Below are 18,825 nucleotides of genomic sequence, written 5' to 3' on the forward strand. Positions count from 1 at the left end.
AGCTTTACTCAACAACAACGGCCAACGCTTTGCGTGCAAGGCCGAGGGAGAGAGCGCCTGACGGACACATACTAACAACTGGGGGAAACACCAATGAGCACTAGCACTGCGGCGGGTTCAACTGCCGCACAGCCTGCGTTCCTGTCCAAGGAACGCATTATCGCCAAGCCCGGCTTCAACCGCTGGCTGGTTCCACCGGCCGCCTTGGCCATCCACCTGTGCATCGGCATGGCCTACGGGTTCTCGGTGTTCTGGCTGCCACTGTCCAAGGCGCTGGGTATCACCAAACCGGTCGCCTGCGCGCCGGACATGAGCTTCATCAGCCAAGTCTTCTCGTCCCAATGCGACTGGCCCATCTCCATGCTGGGCTGGATCTACACCCTGTTCTTCATCTTCCTGGGCTGCTCGGCAGCGATCTGGGGCGGCTGGCTGGAACACGCCGGACCACGTAAAGCCGGTGTGGTATCGGCATTGTGCTGGTGCGGTGGCCTGTTGATCTCGGCGTTGGGTATCTATACCCACCAGATCTGGCTGATGTGGATCGGCTCCGGGGTCATCGGTGGTATCGGCCTGGGCCTGGGCTATATCTCGCCTGTGTCGACCCTGATCAAGTGGTTCCCGGACAAGCGTGGCATGGCCACCGGCATGGCGATCATGGGCTTCGGCGGTGGCGCGATGGTCGGTGCCCCGTTGGCTGCGGCACTGATGGGCCATTTCGCCACCCCAGACAGCGTGGGCGTATGGCAGAGCTTCCTGGTGATGGCTGCGATCTACTTCGTGTTCATGATCGGCGGCGCCTTGTCCTACCGCGTTCCGCCGACCGGCTGGAAGCCTGAGGGCTGGACCGCGCCGGCGAAAAAAGCCAGCAACGCGATGATCACTCACCGTCACGTACACGTGAACGTAGCGTGGAAAACCCCGCAATTCCGCCTGGTCTGGCTGGTGCTGTGCCTGAACGTCTCCGCCGGTATCGGCATCCTCGGCATGGCTTCGCCACTGCTGCAGGAAGTGTTCGGCGGCAAGCTGCTGGGTGTGGATGTGCCGTTTGGCCAACTGGATGCGGGCCAATTGGCTTCCATCGCTGCCATCGCCGCAGGTTTCACCGGTCTGTTGAGCCTGTTCAACATCGGTGGCCGGTTCTTCTGGGCGTCGTTCTCCGACTACCTGGGCCGTAAAAACACCTACTTCGTGTTCTTCGCTCTGGGCTTTGCCCTGTACGCGCTGATCCCGAACCTGGGTCATCTGGGCAACGTGGCGCTGTTCGTGGCCGCGTTCTGCATCATCCTGTCGATGTACGGCGGTGGTTTTGCGACCGTTCCGGCCTACCTGGCTGACCTGTTCGGTACACAGATGGTCGGTGCGATCCACGGTCGTCTGCTGACAGCCTGGGCTGCGGCGGGTGTGCTGGGCCCGGTACTGGTGAACTACCTGCGTGAGTATCAACTGAGCATCGGCGTAGAGCGCGCCGCTGCCTATGACATCACCTTGTACATCCTCGCCGGCCTGCTGGTGCTGGGTTTCATCTGCAACCTGCTGGTTCGTCCAGTGGCCGACAAGTACTTCATGACCGACGCCGAACTGGCCGCCGAACAGGCGCTGGGCCACGACAAAGGCGCGGACGCGACCACTTCCCTGGAGTGGAAAGCCGCCCCTGGCACCGTGCCGTTGGCAATCGCTGCGTGGCTGGTGGTGGGTATTCCGTTGGCGTGGGGTGTGTGGGTGACCCTGCAGAAGACGGCGGTACTGTTCCACTAAGTTGCAGTAATCAGATAGGCCTGGCTCCTGTGGGAGCCGGGCTTGTTGTGGCAAGCCCGCTCGCCACATAAGCGGGTACCCACATGTATGCACATGTCTATCCCCGACATTCCTCGCTTCAACTCGTCAGTCTTATCCCCTCCGATGTTTCTGTTTAGCGCCCGCGCCCCTATAATGGCTGCCTTTTTCGCCCAATGATTTTGCGGAGCTGGTGATGGCCGAACGTAAGGCGTCCGTCGAGCGCGACACTCTGGAAACCCAGATCAAAGCCTCGATCAACCTGGATGGCACCGGAAAGGCCCGATTTGATATCGGTGTACCTTTTCTTGAGCACATGCTGGACCAGATCGCCCGTCACGGGCTGATCGACCTGGATATCGTCAGCAAAGGCGACCTGCACATCGACGACCACCACACGGTGGAAGACGTGGGCATCACCCTCGGCCAGGCGTTTGCCAAGGCCATCGGCGACAAAAAAGGCATCCGTCGCTACGGCCACGCCTATGTCCCGCTGGACGAAGCGCTGTCGCGCGTAGTCATCGACTTCTCCGGCCGCCCAGGCCTGCAGATGCACGTGCCCTACACCCGCGCCACCGTGGGCGGCTTTGACGTCGACCTGTTCCAGGAATTCTTCCAGGGTTTCGTCAACCACGCACTCGTCAGCCTGCACATCGACAACCTGCGCGGCACCAACACCCACCACCAGATCGAAACCGTGTTCAAGGCTTTCGGCCGCGCGCTGCGCATGGCTGTCGAGCTGGATGACCGCATGGCCGGGCAAATGCCCTCGACCAAGGGCGTCCTGTAATGCAGACGGTCGCGGTTATCGATTACGGCATGGGTAACCTGCACTCGGTGGCCAAGGCCCTCGAACACGTAGGGGCCGGCAAGGTGCTGATCACCAGCGATGCCAGCGTGATTCGCGAAGCCGACCGGGTGGTGTTTCCCGGCGTCGGCGCGATTCGTGATTGCATGGCCGAGATCCGCCGCCTGGGCTTTGACAGCCTGGTGCGCGAAGTCAGCCAGGACCGTCCGTTCCTCGGTATCTGCGTGGGCATGCAAGCCTTGCTCGACCGCAGTGAAGAGAACGACGGCGTCGACTGCATCGGCCTGTTCCCAGGCCAGGTGAAGTTCTTCGGCAAGGACCTGCACGAAGACGGCGCTCACTTGAAAGTCCCACACATGGGCTGGAACGAAGTCAGCCAGACCGTCGACCACCCACTGTGGCACGACATTCCGGACCTGGCGCGTTTCTACTTCGTGCACAGCTACTACATCGCCGCCGGTCAGCCCGGCCAGGTGGTGGGTGGCGGTCACTACGGCGTCGATTTCGCCGCCGCGCTGGCCGAGGGTTCGCGCTTTGCCGTGCAGTTCCACCCGGAGAAGAGCCATACCCATGGCCTGCAATTGCTGCAGAACTTCGCCACCTGGAACGGGCGCTGGTAAATGACCAGGAAGCCGAAGCAGCCGGTCTTGAACCTCACACCTGAGCAGGAGAGTGAGGCTACCCTCAAGATCAAGCGCTTCATGGAGGATCGCTTCGAGCTCAAGTTGGGTTCGTTCGAGGTTGCCGAGATTCTTGAGCTGTTCACCACTGAAGTGGCTCCGCATTATTACAACAGGGCGATTTTCGATACGCAGACGCTCCTTAAAGAAAGGTTCGAAAGCATCGAAAGCGACCTGTGGTCGCTTGAGAAACCCTGATTTCCCAAGCATTGCTGAATATCGAATAAGGTTTGCCAGATGCTGATTATCCCCGCTATCGATCTCAAGGACGGCGCTTGCGTCCGTCTGCGCCAAGGCCGCATGGAAGACTCCACCGTGTTCTCCGATGACCCGGTGAGCATGGCTGCCAAATGGGTGGAAGGGGGCTGCCGTCGTCTGCATCTGGTGGACTTGAACGGCGCCTTCGAAGGCCAGCCAGTCAACGGCGAAGTAGTGACCGCGATTGCCAAGCGCTACCCGAACCTGCCGATCCAGATCGGCGGCGGTATCCGCTCCCTGGAAACCATCGAGCACTACGTCAAGGCCGGCGTGAGCTACGTGATCATCGGCACCAAGGCCGTGAAGGACCCTGCGTTCGTTGCCGAAGCTTGCCGCGCGTTCCCTGGCAAAGTGATCGTGGGCCTGGACGCCAAGGATGGCTTTGTCGCCACTGATGGCTGGGCTGAAATCAGCACCGTGCAAGTGATCGACCTGGCCAAGCAGTTCGAAGCCGACGGCGTGTCCGCCATCGTTTATACCGACATCGCCAAAGACGGCATGATGCAGGGCTGCAACGTACCGTTTACCGCCGCGCTGGCCGCTGCGACCAAGATCCCGGTGATCGCTTCCGGTGGTATCCACAACCTGGGTGACATCAAGTCGCTGCTGGACGCCAAGGCGCCGGGCATCATCGGCGCCATTACCGGCCGGGCGATCTACGAAGGTACTTTGGACGTCGCCGAAGCCCAGGCTTACTGCGACGCCTACAACGGCTGAGGACTGACCATGGCGCTGGCCAAACGCATCATCCCTTGCCTGGACGTCGACAACGGTCGCGTGGTCAAGGGCGTCAAGTTCGAGAACATCCGCGACGCCGGCGACCCGGTGGAAATCGCCCGTCGTTACGATGAGCAAGGTGCCGACGAGATTACCTTTCTCGACATCACCGCCAGCGTCGACGGCCGCGACACCACATTGCATACCGTGGAGCGCATGGCCAGCCAGGTGTTCATCCCGCTGACCGTGGGCGGTGGTGTGCGCACTGTGCAAGACATCCGCAACCTGCTCAATGCCGGTGCGGACAAGGTCTCGATCAACACCGCCGCGGTGTTCAACCCGGAGTTTGTCGGCGAAGCCGCGCAGCACTTCGGCTCGCAGTGCATCGTGGTCGCCATCGACGCCAAAAAGGTTTCCGGCCCGGGCGAAACCCCGCGCTGGGAGATCTTCACCCATGGCGGGCGCAAGCCGACCGGCCTGGACGCGGTGGAGTGGGCGATGAAGATGGAAGGCCTGGGCGCGGGTGAAATCCTGCTGACCAGCATGGACCAGGACGGCATGAAAAACGGCTTCGACCTGGGCGTGACGCGTGCCATCAGTGATGCGCTGGGTATTCCGGTGATCGCTTCCGGCGGCGTCGGCAACCTGCAACACTTGGCCGACGGCGTCATCGAAGGCCACGCCAGTGCAGTGCTGGCGGCGAGTATTTTCCACTTTGGCGAATACACCGTTCCCGAGGCTAAAGCCTACATGGCTGCGCGCGGTATCGTCGTTCGCTGAATGCTGCTGGACACCATGGCAAGTGCGCGGCACTCTCTGCGCTTGCCATGGATTCCGGTAGCCCTTCATGTTCAAACATCTTCTGCTTGCCCTCGCCAGTACGTCCATCCTTTTGGCGGGCCCGGCCCACGCCGAGGAGCCGTCTGACACCGCCCTGGTGTTGCTGACGGAAAACTTCCCGCCGTACAACATGGCGAAAAACGGCAAGAACTTCGCCAAGGAAGACAACATCGAAGGCATCGCCGTGGACATCGTGCGCGAAACCTTCAAGCGTGCCGGCATTTCCTACAACCTGACCTTGCGTTTTCCTTGGGAGCGCATCTACAAACTCGCCCTGGAAAAGCCCGGTTACGGCGTATTCGTGATGGCGCGCCTGCCGGACCGTGAAGCCCTGTTCAAATGGGTCGGCCCCATCGGCCCGGACGACTGGGTGTTGCTGGCCAAGGCTGACAGCAAAATCCAACTGACGGACCTTGAGCACGCACGGCGCTACAAGATTGGCGCGTACAAAGGCGATGCCATCGCCGAGACCCTGGAGAAGCAGGGACTCAATCCGGTCGTTGCGCTGCGCGACCAGGACAACGCGCAAAAGCTGATGGATGGCCAGATCGACCTGTGGGCCACCGGTGATCCGGCGGGCCGTTATCTGGCCCGCCAGGTCGGGGTGACTCAACTCAAAACCGTCTTGCGTTTCAACAGCGCCCAGTTGTATCTGGCGCTGAACAAAGACGTGCCGGATGAGGTGGTTGCCAAGCTTCAGGCGGCACTCGATCAGTTACGGGGTGAGGGTGTCGTCGAACAAATTGTAGCTCGTTACCTCTAGCTCAGGCTGAGCTAACGGCGGGATCGAGGGCGCAAGTGTCTCTTCGGGTTGCGGCTCGGACTCTCGGGATTCGCTCAGGTAAACGTGATCGCCATTGGTATAGCTGACCGTGCCTGACACTTGGCTGCCGTCCTGGCGTAACAGCCGGTATTCACTGTGCAGAAGGTAGGCCGCAACGGCTTTGTTCGGCGCAATGTAGGTGACGATTTCCAGTGGCGACGATTGGCTCCAGCCTTTCGCCGAGCGTTGCATATGGGTGAACTCGCGCTGCAGATGCGCTGAGAAGGCCGGATCAAAGGCGGGTGCGTACACGGGCCACTCTTGGCTCAGGTCGACATTTGTATTGAAGGCCAAGGCTTTGGCATTGCCTCCTTGCTCGCCTTTGGTGGCGGTCCACATGAATGGCTGGCTGGTTGCCTCAGTGTTGTGCCCGAAGCCTGCGAGCATGTGGCGATCGGTGCGCTCCAGCCGGTAAACCGGTGACGACTGAAACTGTTCGACTGCTGTCAATTCCGGGTCTTTTACACAGAACCATGGAATCTCGCATACCTGGAGAGTCGGCGTGGTTTCTTCAAGGGTAGGGCTTTCAGTGCCGACGAGAACGGGTGTTGGCGGCAGGTCGTTGAGCGGCGCGGTCAGTGCCAGGCGTAGCGAATAGGTTGCAAGGCCTGGCCTGGCATAGCTGTTATTGGCGACGAACGTGCCGGGAGCCAAGTAGATTTCTCCCGCTGATGCATCGGGAGGCATGATCGACCATGTGCTCAAATCGCTGGCGGAACCGCTGCCTTTGTCATTCCAGATCAGCTCGCCCACGTTGGACGCCACCACCAGATCTTCGCGTACACAGCGCACGGCATGGCGCGAGGGTTTGTCGTAGTTCACGCCGTACACCAGTCCCATCGCCACATAGCCCTGTGGTGGTATGGGGCGCCAGATAGATGCGTTGCTGAGTGCACCGGTGCCTTCGTCGTGCCACACCAATTGGTAATCCACTGGCGGGCGCAGCGCTGTGCCATCGACTTTGTTGGCGTCGCTGACCACGGCGACGACGTTGCTTTGATTGATGTTGCGATAGTGATTGACCGCAATGTCGCCCAAGGAAAAAAACGGGTTCAGTGCGTCGGACGCTGTGCTGGGGCGCCACAAGCCGATGGCGCTGTGCGCGCCCGATCCCTTGTCGTTCCACAGGGGCAGGAATTCGTTGGTGAAGCTGATGAGCAGATCATTGAATTGCAGAGGGTTCATGGGTGAATTCTCCAGTTGATGGACGCCTCAACTATCGGAGAATGAACGCGGTGCCGAGCGGTATCTATCTACGGGCTGGAAGGTAGATGCCGTTTTTTCCATGGCCTGCCATCGCCTGGTTGCTGCGCACGCTGATCATCAACTTGATATCGATCCAGTCGACGCCCCGGGCCTTGAGCTTGGGCAGTTCGCGCTCAAGCACCGCGAGGGTCTGTGGGTAGGGGTGACCGATCATTACCGCCGAGCCCTGCTTATGGGCCAGTTTGATCGCCGTTTGCAGTTGCGTGGTGATCGCCGCTTCGGTGCGCTCGTCATCGAGGAATACATCCCGTGAAACATGGGCCAGGCCAATCTTCTGGGCCTCGGCCGCCGCCACGGTTTGCGCGCTGGTGCGGCTGTCGACAAAGAACTTGTTGCACCGTTGCAGTTCAGCCATCAACCAGGCCATGGCGGCGGGTTGCGCAGTCATGCGGCTGCCCATGTGGTTGTTGATCCCGGCGGTGTAGGGCACGGCCTTGAAGGCAGCGTCCAAGCGCTTGCCGAGTTCTTCGATGGGCAGCTCGGGGTGCCAGGCAAACGGACCGGTGGCCGGATCCATGGGCATATGCAGGATCACGATCTTGCCGGCCCTGTGCGCTTCGCGGGCGAATTCGGCTGCGTGGGGCGTGTCGGGCATGATTGCCGTGGTCACCGGCCCAGGCAAGGCCAGCACACGCCGATCCCTGGGCAGGTTTTGCCCAAGGTCGTCGATGATGAGGGTCAGGTAGGCTTTGGGCGGCTCGTTGGCCGGGGTCGCGTGGGCGAATCCAGCCAGGCTGCACAGCACAGCGATGATCAGGGCAAAACGCATATCAACGGCTGCGCGTGATGCTCAGGCCCTTGAGCAGGCTCAGCGCCTGGGCCAACTGGTAATCGTCGTCCTGCGGCATCGGCTTGGCTTTCTTGCTGCTGCCGGTTGGCTGGTCGGCACCGCCGTTGCCATTGCCCAGGTGACCTTGCAGATCGGCCTCTTTGTAGTACTCGCTGTCGATCTCGTTGGTGATCTTGGCCTTGCGCACCTCGATGTCCGGCACGATACCTTGGGCCTGGATCGAACGGCCATTCGGCGTGTAGTACAACGCGGTGGTGATCTTCAGCGCACGGTCGTTGTTCAGCGGCAGCACGGTTTGCACCGAGCCTTTGCCAAAGCTGGTGGTGCCCATCAATACACCGCGTTTCTGGTCTTGCAGGGCGCCGGCGACGATCTCCGAGGCCGAGGCGCTGCCGCCGTTGATCAGCACGGCCAGGGGCACGTTTTCGCTGAGGTCGTTGCCGGTGGCCGAGAAGCGCAGCTCGGAGTTGGCGATACGGCCCTTGGTGTAGACGATCAGGCCCTTGGTGATGAAGTGGTCGACCACTTCCACCGCCGACTGCAGCACGCCGCCTGGGTTGTTGCGCAGGTCGAGCACGATGCCGTTGAGCTTCTTGCCATTGTCCTTGCGCAGCTTGGCCAGGGCCTTGGCCACTTCGTCGCCGGTCTTGACCTGGAACTGGGTGATGCGGATGTAGCCGTAGCCCGACTCCAGCAGCTGGCTCTTCACGCTCTTGACCACAATGGTCGCGCGGGTCAGCGTCACATCGAACGGGTTGCCGCCGTCGCGCACCAGGGTCAGGGTGATTTTCTGGCCGATCTTGCCGCGCATCTTGTCTACGGCTTCGGTCATGGTCTGGCCACGGGTCGGCTGGCCGTTGATCTTCACGATGAAGTCGCCAGCCTGGATGCCGGCCTTGGATGCCGGGGTGTCATCAATCGGCGATACTACCTTGACGTTGCCGTCTTCGGAGCCGACTTCAATGCCCAGCCCGCCGAATTCACCGCTGGTGCTTTCCTGCAGCTCGGCAAAATCTTCCGGGCCCAGGTAGGCGGAGTGCGGGTCGAGGTTGCTGAGCATGCCCTTGATGGCATTTTCCAGCAGGGTCTTGTCATCTACGGGTTCGACATACGCGGCTTTGATCCGGTCCATGACCTCGGCAAAGGTGCGCAGCTCGTCCAGCGGCAACGGCGCCTTGGTGGTCGCGGCCGAGGCAGCAGGTGCCGCCGGAGCGGCCTGGTCGGCAAATGCCAGAGGCGCGCCGATCACCAGGGCGATCGTCAGGGCCAGCGAAGTGAGGCGGGACAAATGCAGCATGTCGAACGAACTCCTAATGTAGATGCAGCCCTATCCTTGGGAACGGCACCATTGTGCAGGATCGCTCGGGCGACCCTGCTGACGAATAGCGAAGTACAGCGCCGGGGTGTCCTGGCCACCACTGTTACCGACAGTGGAGATGGATTCACCGGCTTTTACAACATCACCTGCTGACTTGAGTAAAGTCTGATTGTGGCCGTAAAGGCTCAAATAGCCATTACCGTGGTCAAGAATCACCAACAAGCCGGCGCCGCGCAGCCAATCGGCAAACACCACGCGCCCACCGTGGACGGCGTGCACCTGGCTGCCGGCGGAGGCGCTGATCATCACGCCATCCCACTTCGCGCGGGTGTCATCGCCACGGGTTTCCCCAAAGCGTGCCAGTAATCGACCATCAACGGGCCATGGAAGTTTGCCGCGGGCTGAAGCAAAAGGGCCGCCGAAGTTTTCACCGGCGCTGGAAACCAGCGGGCCAGGCGCTGCACGCGCCGGTTTACGCGGTGCTGGCGCGTCCGAGGTGGCAGCCAGCTCGGCCTCACGCTGGCGCTTTTTTTCGGCTTCCTGCTGGGCGATCAGCGCTTTCTGCCGCGCTTCTTCGGCCTCACGTGCCTGGCGGGCCAGGGTTTCTTCGATGGTCTTGAGCACTTTGGCCAGGTCAGCCTGGTCCTGCTCGCGGGCCTGCAGCTTGGCGTCACGGGCCTTTACGTCATCATTGAGTTTGGCCAAGGCCAGTTGGCGTTCCTTGCGGACCTTGTCCAATTCGTTGCGCTGAGTGTCGAGGGCGACTTTCTGGTCTTGCAGCTGCGATTGCTGGTTGCCGATTTCCTGCTCGACGTTGACCAACTGGCGCAGGGTCTCATTGAAGCTTTTGAGTTGCTCCAGGCGGGCCTTGCTCAGGTAGTCGTAGTAGGTCAGGGTGCGCGCGAATTTCTCGGGGTTCTGCTGGTTGAGCAGCAACTTTAGGTATTCCTGGCGGCCGTTCTGGTAGGCGGCACGGGCCTGGATCGCGATCAGGCGTTGCTGTTCAACGCGTGCGCTCTGGAGTTTTTTTTTCTCAGCGTCGAGTCGCTCCAGTTCCGACTCGCTCTTCTTTAATTCTTTCTGCAGCTCCTGGACCTGCTTCTCCAGCTTGCCCATCTCGGTTTCCGTGCCGCGCAGGTCTTTCTGCACCCCGGATTTCTCTTCCTGGAGCTTGCCGAGCAGTTTTTTCAGCTCGATAATATCCTGACGCGTAGCGTCCAACTGTTGTTGGGTTTGTGCGCGCTCATCGGCAAACGCCGGTTGGAGCAGGCAGACAAGAGCAAGGGTAATCAAGGCGCGAAGCATAGAGGCGGGCGACACCAGGGAAATGGACGGCCTAGTATGCCCGCCAAGCGCAGCAAAAAAAACGCCTCAAAGCCAACTGCTTTGAGGCGTTCGTCATAAAAAGCCGTTTAGGGCGATTTAATCGGTTGGTTTAAGGGGTTAAACCAATATCGAAGTACCGGTCATCTCCACCGGCTTCTCCAACCCCATCAGCATCAGCATAGTCGGCGCCACATCCGCTAGCACGCCGCCATCACGCACCTTGAAATCACGCTTGCCGACATAGATGAACGGCACTGGCTCGGTGGTGTGGGCGGTGTGGGCCTGGCCGGTGGATTCGTCGGACATCTGCTCGCAGTTGCCGTGGTCGGCGGTGATCAGCGCTTCGCCGCCGACCTTTTCAAGGGCATCGACGATACGGCCGACGCACAGGTCCAGGCATTCCACGGCCTTGGTCGCGGCTTCCAGGTTGCCGCTGTGACCGACCATGTCGCCGTTGGCATAGTTAACCACGATCACGTCGTAACGCTGGTGTTCAATGGCGTCGACGATCTTGTCGGTGACTTCCGGTGCGCTCATTTCCGGCTGCAGGTCGTAGGTGGCGACCTTTGGCGATGGGATCAGGATGCGTTCTTCGCCTGGGAACGGCTCTTCGCGGCCGCCGGAGAAGAAGAAGGTCACGTGGGCGTACTTTTCGGTTTCGGCAATGCGCAGCTGGGTCTTGCCGTTTTTCGCCAGGTAGTCGCCCAGCACGTTGTCCAGGCTGCCCGGAGCAAAGGCGGCAGGGGCCGGGATGCTGGCGGCGTACTGGGTCAGGCCCACGTACTGCACTTTCGGCTGGCGGGCGCGTTCGAATTCCTTGAAACCGTCTTCGACAAACACACGGCTCAGCTCGCGGGCGCGGTCGGCGCGGAAGTTCATGAACACCACGGCGTCGCCGTCTTCTACCTTCACCGGCTCACCAATAGTGGTGGCCTTGACGAATTCATCGCTCTCGCCACGGGCGTAGGCGGCTTCCAGGCCTTCCTGGGCGGTGGCGGCGTGGAATTCGGCCTGGCCGTCGACGATCAGGTTGTAGGCCTGGGAGACGCGGTCCCAGCGGTTGTCACGGTCCATGGCGAAGTAACGGCCCACCAGGCTGGCGATACGGCCTTTGCCCAGCGCTGCGAACGTGGCGTCGAGCAGTTCGATGGACGACTGCGCGCTTTTCGGTGGGGTGTCGCGGCCGTCGAGGAAGGCGTGCAGGTAGATTTTGTCGGCGCCGCGCTTGAAGGCCAGTTCGGCCATGGCCACCAGATGGTCCTGGTGGCTGTGGACGCCGCCATCGGACAGCAGGCCCATGAAGTGCACGGCCTTGCCAGCGGCCACTGCTTTATCTACCGCGGCGCAGATGGTCGGGTTCTCGAAGAACTCGCCATCGCGGATCGCTTTGGTCACGCGTGTGAAGTCTTGGTATACCACTCGTCCGGCGCCGAGGTTCATGTGGCCGACTTCCGAGTTGCCCATCTGGCCGTCCGGCAGGCCTACGTCCATGCCGGAACCCGAGATGAGTCCGTTGGGCACGGTGGCGGTCAGGCGGTCGAGTACCGGCTTCTTGGCCGCGTATACCGCGTTGTCGTGGTGGCTTTCACTGTGTCCGAAGCCATCGAGAATTATCAGGACCAAAGGTTTAGGCGTAGTAGTCATAGATCCTCTCGCGGCGGTAATAAAGGAAGACAATTGAAAAGGGAGTGGCAGTTTAAAGCGAAGTTCCGACCACGTCACCGCTTTACGGGGGTTGGCCCCCCCTGACGGCTGTGTATACTTACCGCCATTTTAACGCCCTGGAACCTCCTTGATGGTTGATCACCTGATTGCATTTGCCACTGCCCACTATCTGCTTGTGGGTGCCTTCGTCATCCTGCTGGCGCTGCTGATCGCTCACGAATTGAGCCGCGGTGGCCGCAGCCTGAGCACGGCGGAGCTGACCGCGCTGGTCAACAAGGACGAGGCCGTTGTCGTGGACATCCGCCCAGCCAAGGATTTCGCCACCGGCCACATCGTCGGTGCCCTGAACATTCCGCAGGACAAGCTGATCGCGCGCCTGGCCGAGCTGGAAAAGCACAAGGCCAAGACCATCATCCTGGTCGACGCCCAAGGCCAGCACGCCGGCACCCACGCCCGTGAAATGCTCAAGACCGGTTTCACCGCGGCCAAGCTGTCCGGTGGCATCAGCAGCTGGCGCGCCGATAACCTGCCGCTGGTGAAGTGATATGAGCCAGGTTGTCGTGTATTCCAGCGATTGGTGCCCTTACTGCATGCGGGCCAAGGCCCTGCTTGAGAAAAAGGGCGTTGCCTTCGAAGAAATCAAGGTCGACGGCAAACCCCAGGTGCGCGCCGAAATGGCCCAGAAGGCGGGGCGTACGTCCGTGCCGCAGATCTGGATCGGCGCCAGGCACATCGGTGGTTGCGACGACCTGTTCGCCCTTGAGCGCGCCGGTAAACTCGATGCGCTGCTGCTCGTCTGACTCCTAAACCCTAAAAGACCCCAAGATCACAAGGATCTGCGATGACTGACCAACAGAACACCGAAGCTGCAGAAGCCCAAGCGCCACAGTTCTCGCTGCAGCGCATCTACGTGCGTGACCTGTCGTTCGAAGCGCCGAAAAGCCCGGCCATCTTCCGCCAGGAATGGACCCCAAGCGTTGCGCTGGACCTGAACACCCGCCAGAAAGCTCTGGAAGGTGACTTCCACGAAGTGGTGCTGACCCTCTCCGTGACCGTCAAGAACGGCGAAGAAGTGGCCTTCATCGCTGAAGTGCAACAGGCCGGTATCTTCCTGATCCAGGGCCTGGACGAAGCGTCCATGAGCCACACCCTGGGCGCGTTCTGCCCGAACATTCTGTTCCCGTATGCCCGCGAGACCCTGGACAGCCTGGTCACCCGTGGCTCGTTCCCAGCGCTGATGCTGGCTCCGGTGAACTTCGATGCCCTGTACGCTCAAGAGCTGCAGCGCATGCAACAGGAAGGTTCGTCGACGGTTCAGTAAACCGCCGATGCAACCCATAAAAAAGCGCCGTGACCGGCGCTTTTTTTATTTGAACCCGAGCTGGCGCCAACCTTCATAGACAGCAACCGCCACGGTATTGGACAGGTTCAGGCTGCGGCAGCCCTCGCGCATCGGCAAACGCAGGCGATGACCGTCGGGCAGCGCGTCAAGCACTTCCGCCGGCAGGCCCCGGCTTTCCGGGCCGAACAGGAAGGCGTCACCTTCGGCAAAGCTGACATCATGGAACGGCTGCGAACCCTTGGTGGTGAACGCGAACAACCGTGGGTGGCCCAGGCTTTCCAGGCAACTCGCCAGGTCTGCGTGGCGCTGGAGCGTGGCGTACTCGTGGTAGTCCAGCCCGGCGCGGCGCAGGCGCTTGTCGTCCATGTCGAAGCCCAAAGGCTCTATCAAATGCAGGTGGCAGCCACTGTTGGCGCACAGCCTGATAACGTTGCCGGTATTCGGCGGAATTTCTGGTTGAAAAAGGATGACGTGAAACATGCACGGCTCCGAAGGTAAAGATGCGCTGCATTCTACCCCCGAAGAGGACCCAAGACCGAAGCTAATGCCACGGGTCATGGGCTCTTTGGCAATTGTCGGCTTGATGGTGGGCCTGATGATCGGCCGCCTGACAACGCCAGACCCGGTCGAGCTGCAACAGGTCGAGACCGCAGCGGACGGCGTAGTGGTGTGGTTCAACAGCGAACCCAAGCTGCACGGCGAGCATATCGACGGCACCGTGGCGCTGCTGTTCGACGCGCAAGGCAAGGCTGGCAGTGGGCAACTCAAGCTCAATGACAAGGATGTGAACTGGCGGGTGCGCAAGACCGATGGCGGCCTGCTACTGAACCTGGTGGCGGCTCGGCCGTTGCGCGGGGAATGGAGAGGGAAAAAGACTGACGGCCGCTGGCGGCTGGAGATCCATCTCCAAGAGCAATAAAAGAGGGAGTTCCCGGCCTGCCTGTACCAGGGCTCCCAAAACGGGGTGAAGCTTTTAAAGCTTCGGTGTTAAAGAGGGAATCCCCGGCCTGCCTGTACCGAGGTTCCCCAAAGCGGTGTGGAGCGCGACGCGATTCGCATCAAGCACCCCGGGTGTAAAGAGGGGATTCTCGGCCTGCCTGTACCAAGGTCCCCGAAACTGGGTAGTACAAGGGTTATTGCAGGGCGCGTGCCAGAGTCGCCAAAGTGTGCCAAAAAATTTCTCCAGAAAGCGCAAAGCCCCGGAGTACGGGGCTTTGGTGTTTTCGGCTTATAGGTTTTTATCAGTGAGGCCGAGGTTTCCTGCGTTGGATCCATGCCCAATGCCGGTTCATGGTGCATTGAAGCGGTGCACCTTTAGCCCTCGTCGCCCTCATCATCGTCACCACCGTCGACCTTCATCCCCAATTCTTTGATCTTGCGAGTCAGGGTATTGCGGCCCCAGCCCAGCAACACGGCGGCATCGCGACGGCGACCGGCGGTGTGCTTCAGGGCGGTTTCGATCATGATCCGCTCGAACGCCGGCACGGCGCTGTCCAGCAGGTTCGACTGGCCGCGAGCCAGGGCCTGGTCGGCCCATTGGCGCAGGGCCTGCTCCCAGTTGGTCACAGGGGCCGAATCCTGCGGCAGGCTCAGCAGCTCCGGCGGCAGGTCGCTGATGTGCACTTCGCGCCCGGACGCCATCACCGTGATCCAGCGGCACGTGTTCTCCAGCTGGCGCACGTTGCCGGGCCACGGCAGGTTCTTCAGGTATTCCTCGGTCTCGCTTTTTAGCAGTTTTGGCTCGACGGCCAGCTCCTGGGCGGCGCGGCTGAGGAAATGGCGGGCCAGGGTGGGAATGTCTTCGCGGCGGTCCGACATCCGTGGAATGTGAATGCGGATCACGTTAAGGCGATGGAATAAGTCTTCACGGAATTTACCGGCGTGGACCAGAGTTTCCAGGTTCTGGTGGGTCGCCGCGATGATGCGCACATCCACCTTGACCGGCGTGTGCCCGCCCACGCGATAGAACTCACCGTCCGCCAGCACCCGCAGCAAGCGGGTTTGGGTGTCGGCCGGCATGTCGCCGATTTCGTCGAGGAACAAGGTGCCGCCGTCCGCTTGTTCAAAACGCCCACGACGCAGGTTGGCCGCGCCGGTGAACGCGCCTTTTTCGTGGCCGAACAGCTCGGACTCCATCAAATCCTTCGGGATAGCCGCCATGTTCAGCGCAATGAACGGCGAGGCCGCCCGTGGGCTGTGGCGGTGCAGCGCATGGGCCACCAGTTCTTTACCGGTGCCCGATTCGCCGTTGATCAGCACGGTGATGTTGGAGTGGCTCAAGCGCCCGATGGCGCGAAACACTTCCTGCATCGCCGGCGCTTCGCCGATGATTTCCGGGGTGCGGGTCAGGGCCGGTGGGGCTTCCTGGCTCTGCTGTTCCTGGGCGTGCTGGTTGGCGCGCTTGACCAGCGCCACCGCCTCGTCCACGTCGAACGGCTTGGGCAAATACTCAAAGGCGCCGCCCTGATAGGACGCGACAGCGCTGTCCAGGTCCGAGTGCGCGGTCATGATGATCACCGGCAGGCGTGGATGCTGCTCGCGAATCCGCGCCAGCAGGTCCAGGCCGCTGGCGCCGGGCATGCGGATGTCGGAGATGATCACGTCGGGCTGCTGGCGTGCCAGGCGGCTCATCACCCCGTCGGCGCTGTCGAAGCTCTGGGTGGTCATGCCTTCCTGTTGCAAGGCTTTCTCGAGGACCCAGCGGATAGAACGGTCGTCATCGACGATCCAGACAGTTTCACTACGGCTCATGTCGATGGGGCTCCTTGTTCCAGTGGCAGAAAGATCGAGAAGGTGGTGTGGCCAGGATGGCTCTCACATTCGATCAGGCCCTGATGCTGGCTGATGATGTTCTGGGTAATGGCCAGGCCCAGCCCGGTACCGTCTGGGCGGCCGCTGACCATGGGAAAGAAAATGGTTTCCTGGAGTTCCGCAGGAATGCCCGGACCGTTGTCGATGATCTCGACCTTGGTCACCAGTCGATGGCGCACGTGGCCGATGGTGAACTGGCGCAGGGCGCGGGTGCGCAGGCTGATGCGGCCCAGGCGCAGCTCGTTCTGGCTGCTGATGGCCTGCATGGCGTTGCGCACGATATTGAGTACCGCCTGGATCATCTGTTCGCGGTCGATCAGTACATCCGGAATACTGGGGTCATAGTCGCGCACCAAGGTGATGCAGCCCTGGCTTTCGGCCTCGACCAGTTGGCAGACACGCTCCAGCACTTCGTGCACGTTGGTCATCGCCAGCGACGGCAGCTTGTTGGAGCCGAGCATGCGGTCCACCAGGTTACGCAGGCGGTCGGCCTCTTCGATGATGACGTTGGTGTAGTCCTTGAGGTTCTCGTCCGGCAGCTCGCGGGCCAGCAACTGCGCCGCGCCACGGATGCCGCCGAGTGGGTTCTTGATTTCATGGGCCAGGCCGCGCACCAGCATCTTGCTGGTCTCCTGCTTGGACAGCTGCGCTTCCTCCTTGGTGATGCGCAGCAGGCGGTCACGGGGGTGCACTTCCAGCAACAGCAGGGTGGCACCGTTGCTCAGGATGGGGGTCACGGCGTAGTCGACGGTCAACGTCTGGCCGGTAAGGGCCGTGAGCATCGCCTCGCGCTTGGTGAACGGGTGCGCCTGCTCCACCGCCTGGCGCAGCGAGCTCAAGGCTTCGGCCGACTCGGTGAACAATTCGCTGATGAACTGCCCATGGCTGCGCTGGCCGCTGATAGCCAGGAGCATCTCCGCCGCCGGGTTCATGTACTCAAGGCGCAGGTCGTCATTGAGCAGGATGGTCGCGGTGGTCAGGTTGTCGAGTAGCAAACGGTGCAGTGCATCGCTGATGGTCATCAGGACCTCTTTTGGAGCAAGGCGCGGGCTTGAGGCACACGCTGATACAAGGAAAATGCAAAAACCAAACCAAGGCTCCGAAAAGAAGCGTGCAAGCCCTGAAATGGGGGTTTTAGGCGCGAAACTGTGGCGTTCTGCCAGCTTGCTCGGGAAGTTTCGAACCAAAATGGGCTGGACAGGTGGGAAGGGTGCAGCCTATCGCACCAATATAGTGCGGTTTTGTGAAGGTTGTTCAGGAAGTGGTGAGCGGACCGTTTTCTATATGAGGTGAAAACGATCCGCAGCGGTCAGTGTTGCTCTGACAGCGGCATGCCTGGGGTGCCCGCATAAAACACCAGAAGCTCCACCGGGGTGTCTCCGGTGACGCCGCGATGCTCGGTGCCCACCATCTCGGCCAGGGCTTGGCCTTGCCTCAAGGTGCGCGTAGCCCCGCTGCTGCGGGCTTCAACGGTCAATTCACCCGAAACAATGTAGGCGGCGTTGGGCATGGGGTGGGTGTGCCAGGGCAGTTGCGTGCGCGCAGGGATCTTCAGGCGTATCAGCGTGAGCTGCGGCGGGCCAGCGGGGTAGGCCCTATAGGGCATGCCGTCCCACGACTCGCTGCTTTCAAGCAATACTTCTTTCTCGATTTGCGTAGCGTCCTTTGGTTGGACGCCGCAGCCAAGCAGCGTTAAACCCAGCATTGTTGCGATCAAACACTTGCAGATATCCATGGTTCCATCCTGTTCGGTCAGTGAACAGTCAGGCTATGGCGATTGATCGCAGTGAGGATGCAGGGCGGCGCCTCAAATCAAGTAGGTCGCGTACACAATTCTGCGGTGGCACGGATCATCGCCAGTTGACGCAACGGATCGTTCAGCGGCTCATGCACGGCTTCGGCCAGCCACTGTGGGCACTGTGGGTCAGTGCGCTGTGGGGTGAAGTCCGCCAATTGCTGCAGCAGGCGTTTTTGCAGTTCGTCCAACTGCGGGCGGATCTGTTTCACCAGGTCCGGCCGCGGATCGTCAGGCGCCTTGCCCTGGAACTGCCAGTCGGACAGATGGGTGTACTGCACCAGCTTGTTCGCCTCGATCTGCGCCGCGAAAAACTGCTCGACGGCGGCAGGTGCCAGCTTATATTCCGGTGCTTGGGCGACGACGCTGGCGATCACTTCTTGTTCGCGCTTTTTGTCCTCTACAGGCTTGTGGCTATCCCATTTGCTCAGGGCTACCTGGTCGGCGATCTCCAGGCGTTCGGCGATGCTGTTGAGCAGAGGCTCCAGAGTGGGCGGCGCCGCACTCGCACTGACGCTGACAAATAACAGAGCGAATACAAGTCGATGTTTCAAAGGCGATCTCCTGTGGGAGCAACTGTCTTTGAGGATTTATTTTCAAAATAATCCTTTCG

Annotated in this window: 21 protein-coding genes; 11 read left to right on the forward strand and 10 right to left on the reverse strand. The window is 61.0% G+C overall.

Translation table 11 applies throughout. The annotated features are described in order from the left end of the window. Positions 1–93: 93 nt before the first annotated feature. From H096_RS03955 to H096_RS03985, 7 genes are all read left to right on the forward strand, one after another. Positions 94–1,755, forward strand: coding sequence for an OFA family MFS transporter (locus H096_RS03955; RefSeq protein WP_033896905.1), 1,662 nt, complete (start codon positions 94–96; stop codon positions 1,753–1,755). 214 nt (positions 1,756–1,969) lie between these two features. Then, positions 1,970–2,563, forward strand: coding sequence for an imidazoleglycerol-phosphate dehydratase HisB (gene hisB / locus H096_RS03960; RefSeq protein WP_003218037.1), 594 nt, complete (start codon positions 1,970–1,972; stop codon positions 2,561–2,563). Beyond that, complete coding sequence (hisH, locus tag H096_RS03965) at positions 2,563–3,201, forward strand: imidazole glycerol phosphate synthase subunit HisH (protein WP_033896906.1); 639 nt, start codon at positions 2,563–2,565, stop codon at positions 3,199–3,201. The genes hisB and hisH overlap by 1 nt, the downstream gene beginning before the upstream one ends. Further along, on the forward strand, positions 3,202–3,459 hold the full coding sequence (locus H096_RS03970; RefSeq protein ID WP_033896907.1) for a DUF2164 domain-containing protein: 258 nt from the start codon (positions 3,202–3,204) through the stop codon (positions 3,457–3,459). Between the two features lie 39 nt (positions 3,460–3,498). Next, positions 3,499–4,236, forward strand: coding sequence for a 1-(5-phosphoribosyl)-5-[(5-phosphoribosylamino)methylideneamino]imidazole-4-carboxamide isomerase (gene hisA / locus H096_RS03975; RefSeq protein ID WP_003187784.1), 738 nt, complete (start codon positions 3,499–3,501; stop codon positions 4,234–4,236). A 9-nt stretch (positions 4,237–4,245) separates the two neighbouring features. Continuing rightward, the gene (gene hisF, locus H096_RS03980) at positions 4,246–5,016 is read left to right on the forward strand and encodes an imidazole glycerol phosphate synthase subunit HisF (protein ID WP_003171107.1); all 771 of its coding nucleotides are present in this window, start codon (positions 4,246–4,248) and stop codon (positions 5,014–5,016) included. A 67-nt stretch (positions 5,017–5,083) separates the two neighbouring features. Continuing rightward, entirely contained in the window at positions 5,084–5,839 is a 756-nt protein-coding gene (locus H096_RS03985) for an ABC transporter substrate-binding protein (protein ID WP_033896910.1), read from the forward strand. On the opposite strand, the gene H096_RS03990 is transcribed toward H096_RS03985, so the two are convergent. The 5 genes from H096_RS03990 to gpmI all read right to left on the reverse strand — a co-directional run bounded on the left by H096_RS03990 (position 5,792) and on the right by gpmI (position 12,243). Beyond that, complete coding sequence (locus H096_RS03990; protein WP_033896912.1) at positions 5,792–7,084, reverse strand: Vps62-related protein; 1,293 nt, start codon at positions 7,082–7,084, stop codon at positions 5,792–5,794. The two genes, H096_RS03985 and H096_RS03990, sit on opposite strands and share 48 nt — an antisense overlap. A gap of 64 nt (positions 7,085–7,148) precedes the next feature. After that, a complete protein-coding gene (locus H096_RS03995; RefSeq protein WP_033896913.1) occupies positions 7,149–7,934 on the reverse strand; it encodes a divergent polysaccharide deacetylase family protein in 786 nt (261 codons plus the stop codon). Position 7,935: 1 nt separating this feature from the next. Beyond that, entirely contained in the window at positions 7,936–9,252 is a 1,317-nt protein-coding gene (locus H096_RS04000; protein ID WP_033896914.1) for a S41 family peptidase, read from the reverse strand. A gap of 30 nt (positions 9,253–9,282) precedes the next feature. Continuing rightward, entirely contained in the window at positions 9,283–10,578 is a 1,296-nt protein-coding gene (locus H096_RS04005; RefSeq protein WP_033896915.1) for a murein hydrolase activator EnvC, read from the reverse strand. A 138-nt stretch (positions 10,579–10,716) separates the two neighbouring features. Further along, positions 10,717–12,243, reverse strand: a complete 1,527-nt coding sequence (gene gpmI, locus H096_RS04010) for a 2,3-bisphosphoglycerate-independent phosphoglycerate mutase (RefSeq protein WP_033896916.1) — start codon at positions 12,241–12,243, stop codon at positions 10,717–10,719. A 151-nt stretch (positions 12,244–12,394) separates the two neighbouring features. Here gpmI and H096_RS04015 point away from each other — a divergent pair, with 151 nt between their 5' ends. Genes H096_RS04015 through secB form a run of 3 tightly spaced genes read left to right on the forward strand, consistent with a single transcriptional unit; the run spans position 12,395 to position 13,585 of the window. Then, positions 12,395–12,808, forward strand: coding sequence for a rhodanese-like domain-containing protein (locus H096_RS04015; RefSeq protein ID WP_010213877.1), 414 nt, complete (start codon positions 12,395–12,397; stop codon positions 12,806–12,808). Between the two features lies 1 nt (position 12,809). Then, positions 12,810–13,064 (forward strand): glutaredoxin 3, encoded by a 255-nt coding sequence (grxC, locus tag H096_RS04020; protein WP_033896917.1) that lies wholly within the window; start codon positions 12,810–12,812, stop codon positions 13,062–13,064. A 41-nt stretch (positions 13,065–13,105) separates the two neighbouring features. Then, on the forward strand, positions 13,106–13,585 hold the full coding sequence (gene secB / locus H096_RS04025) for a protein-export chaperone SecB (RefSeq protein ID WP_010213875.1): 480 nt from the start codon (positions 13,106–13,108) through the stop codon (positions 13,583–13,585). Between the two features lie 45 nt (positions 13,586–13,630). On the opposite strand, the gene H096_RS04030 is transcribed toward secB, so the two are convergent. Beyond that, the gene (locus H096_RS04030; protein ID WP_016979127.1) at positions 13,631–14,086 is read right to left on the reverse strand and encodes a tRNA (cytidine(34)-2'-O)-methyltransferase; all 456 of its coding nucleotides are present in this window, start codon (positions 14,084–14,086) and stop codon (positions 13,631–13,633) included. Between H096_RS04030 and H096_RS04035 the strand changes: the two genes are divergently transcribed. Beyond that, positions 14,085–14,525: a hypothetical protein gene (locus H096_RS04035; protein ID WP_033896918.1), complete on the forward strand. Its 441-nt coding sequence runs from the start codon at positions 14,085–14,087 to the stop codon at positions 14,523–14,525. The two genes, H096_RS04030 and H096_RS04035, sit on opposite strands and share 2 nt — an antisense overlap. A 395-nt stretch (positions 14,526–14,920) precedes the next feature. On the opposite strand, the gene ntrC is transcribed toward H096_RS04035, so the two are convergent. The 4 genes from ntrC to H096_RS04055 all read right to left on the reverse strand — a co-directional run bounded on the left by ntrC (position 14,921) and on the right by H096_RS04055 (position 18,766). Next, positions 14,921–16,357: a nitrogen regulation protein NR(I) gene (gene ntrC, locus H096_RS04040; RefSeq protein ID WP_016979129.1), complete on the reverse strand. Its 1,437-nt coding sequence runs from the start codon at positions 16,355–16,357 to the stop codon at positions 14,921–14,923. Then, the gene (glnL, locus tag H096_RS04045) at positions 16,354–17,439 is read right to left on the reverse strand and encodes a nitrogen regulation protein NR(II) (RefSeq protein ID WP_016979130.1); all 1,086 of its coding nucleotides are present in this window, start codon (positions 17,437–17,439) and stop codon (positions 16,354–16,356) included. Before glnL ends, ntrC begins: the two co-directional genes overlap by 4 nt. A 287-nt stretch (positions 17,440–17,726) precedes the next feature. Continuing rightward, positions 17,727–18,152, reverse strand: a complete 426-nt coding sequence (locus H096_RS04050; RefSeq protein WP_033896920.1) for a cupin domain-containing protein — start codon at positions 18,150–18,152, stop codon at positions 17,727–17,729. A gap of 77 nt (positions 18,153–18,229) precedes the next feature. Next, positions 18,230–18,766, reverse strand: coding sequence for a chorismate mutase (locus H096_RS04055; RefSeq protein ID WP_033896923.1), 537 nt, complete (start codon positions 18,764–18,766; stop codon positions 18,230–18,232). Between the last annotated feature and the right edge of the window lie 59 nt (positions 18,767–18,825).

The organism is Pseudomonas sp. FH1 (genome assembly GCF_000510895.2).
Classification (GTDB): domain Bacteria; phylum Pseudomonadota; class Gammaproteobacteria; order Pseudomonadales; family Pseudomonadaceae; genus Aquipseudomonas; species Aquipseudomonas azotoformans_A.

Coding starts and splice junctions, on each gene's coding strand:
- H096_RS04015 (WP_010213877.1), top strand. CDS start 12,395: ATGGTTGATCACCTGATTGCATTTGCCACTGCCCACTATCTGCTTGTG.
- H096_RS04030 (WP_016979127.1), bottom strand. CDS start 14,086: ATGTTTCACGTCATCCTTTTTCAACCAGAAATTCCGCCGAATACCGGC.
- grxC (WP_033896917.1), top strand. CDS start 12,810: ATGAGCCAGGTTGTCGTGTATTCCAGCGATTGGTGCCCTTACTGCATG.
- hisH (WP_033896906.1), top strand. CDS start 2,563: ATGCAGACGGTCGCGGTTATCGATTACGGCATGGGTAACCTGCACTCG.
- secB (WP_010213875.1), top strand. CDS start 13,106: ATGACTGACCAACAGAACACCGAAGCTGCAGAAGCCCAAGCGCCACAG.
- gpmI (WP_033896916.1), bottom strand. CDS start 12,243: ATGACTACTACGCCTAAACCTTTGGTCCTGATAATTCTCGATGGCTTC.
- glnL (WP_016979130.1), bottom strand. CDS start 17,439: ATGACCATCAGCGATGCACTGCACCGTTTGCTACTCGACAACCTGACC.
- H096_RS03995 (WP_033896913.1), bottom strand. CDS start 7,934: ATGCGTTTTGCCCTGATCATCGCTGTGCTGTGCAGCCTGGCTGGATTC.
- H096_RS04005 (WP_033896915.1), bottom strand. CDS start 10,578: ATGCTTCGCGCCTTGATTACCCTTGCTCTTGTCTGCCTGCTCCAACCG.
- H096_RS03955 (WP_033896905.1), top strand. CDS start 94: ATGAGCACTAGCACTGCGGCGGGTTCAACTGCCGCACAGCCTGCGTTC.
- H096_RS03990 (WP_033896912.1), bottom strand. CDS start 7,084: ATGAACCCTCTGCAATTCAATGATCTGCTCATCAGCTTCACCAACGAA.
- H096_RS03970 (WP_033896907.1), top strand. CDS start 3,202: ATGACCAGGAAGCCGAAGCAGCCGGTCTTGAACCTCACACCTGAGCAG.
- hisF (WP_003171107.1), top strand. CDS start 4,246: ATGGCGCTGGCCAAACGCATCATCCCTTGCCTGGACGTCGACAACGGT.
- H096_RS04035 (WP_033896918.1), top strand. CDS start 14,085: ATGCACGGCTCCGAAGGTAAAGATGCGCTGCATTCTACCCCCGAAGAG.
- H096_RS03985 (WP_033896910.1), top strand. CDS start 5,084: ATGTTCAAACATCTTCTGCTTGCCCTCGCCAGTACGTCCATCCTTTTG.
- hisB (WP_003218037.1), top strand. CDS start 1,970: ATGGCCGAACGTAAGGCGTCCGTCGAGCGCGACACTCTGGAAACCCAG.
- ntrC (WP_016979129.1), bottom strand. CDS start 16,357: ATGAGCCGTAGTGAAACTGTCTGGATCGTCGATGACGACCGTTCTATC.
- H096_RS04050 (WP_033896920.1), bottom strand. CDS start 18,152: ATGGATATCTGCAAGTGTTTGATCGCAACAATGCTGGGTTTAACGCTG.
- H096_RS04000 (WP_033896914.1), bottom strand. CDS start 9,252: ATGCTGCATTTGTCCCGCCTCACTTCGCTGGCCCTGACGATCGCCCTG.
- hisA (WP_003187784.1), top strand. CDS start 3,499: ATGCTGATTATCCCCGCTATCGATCTCAAGGACGGCGCTTGCGTCCGT.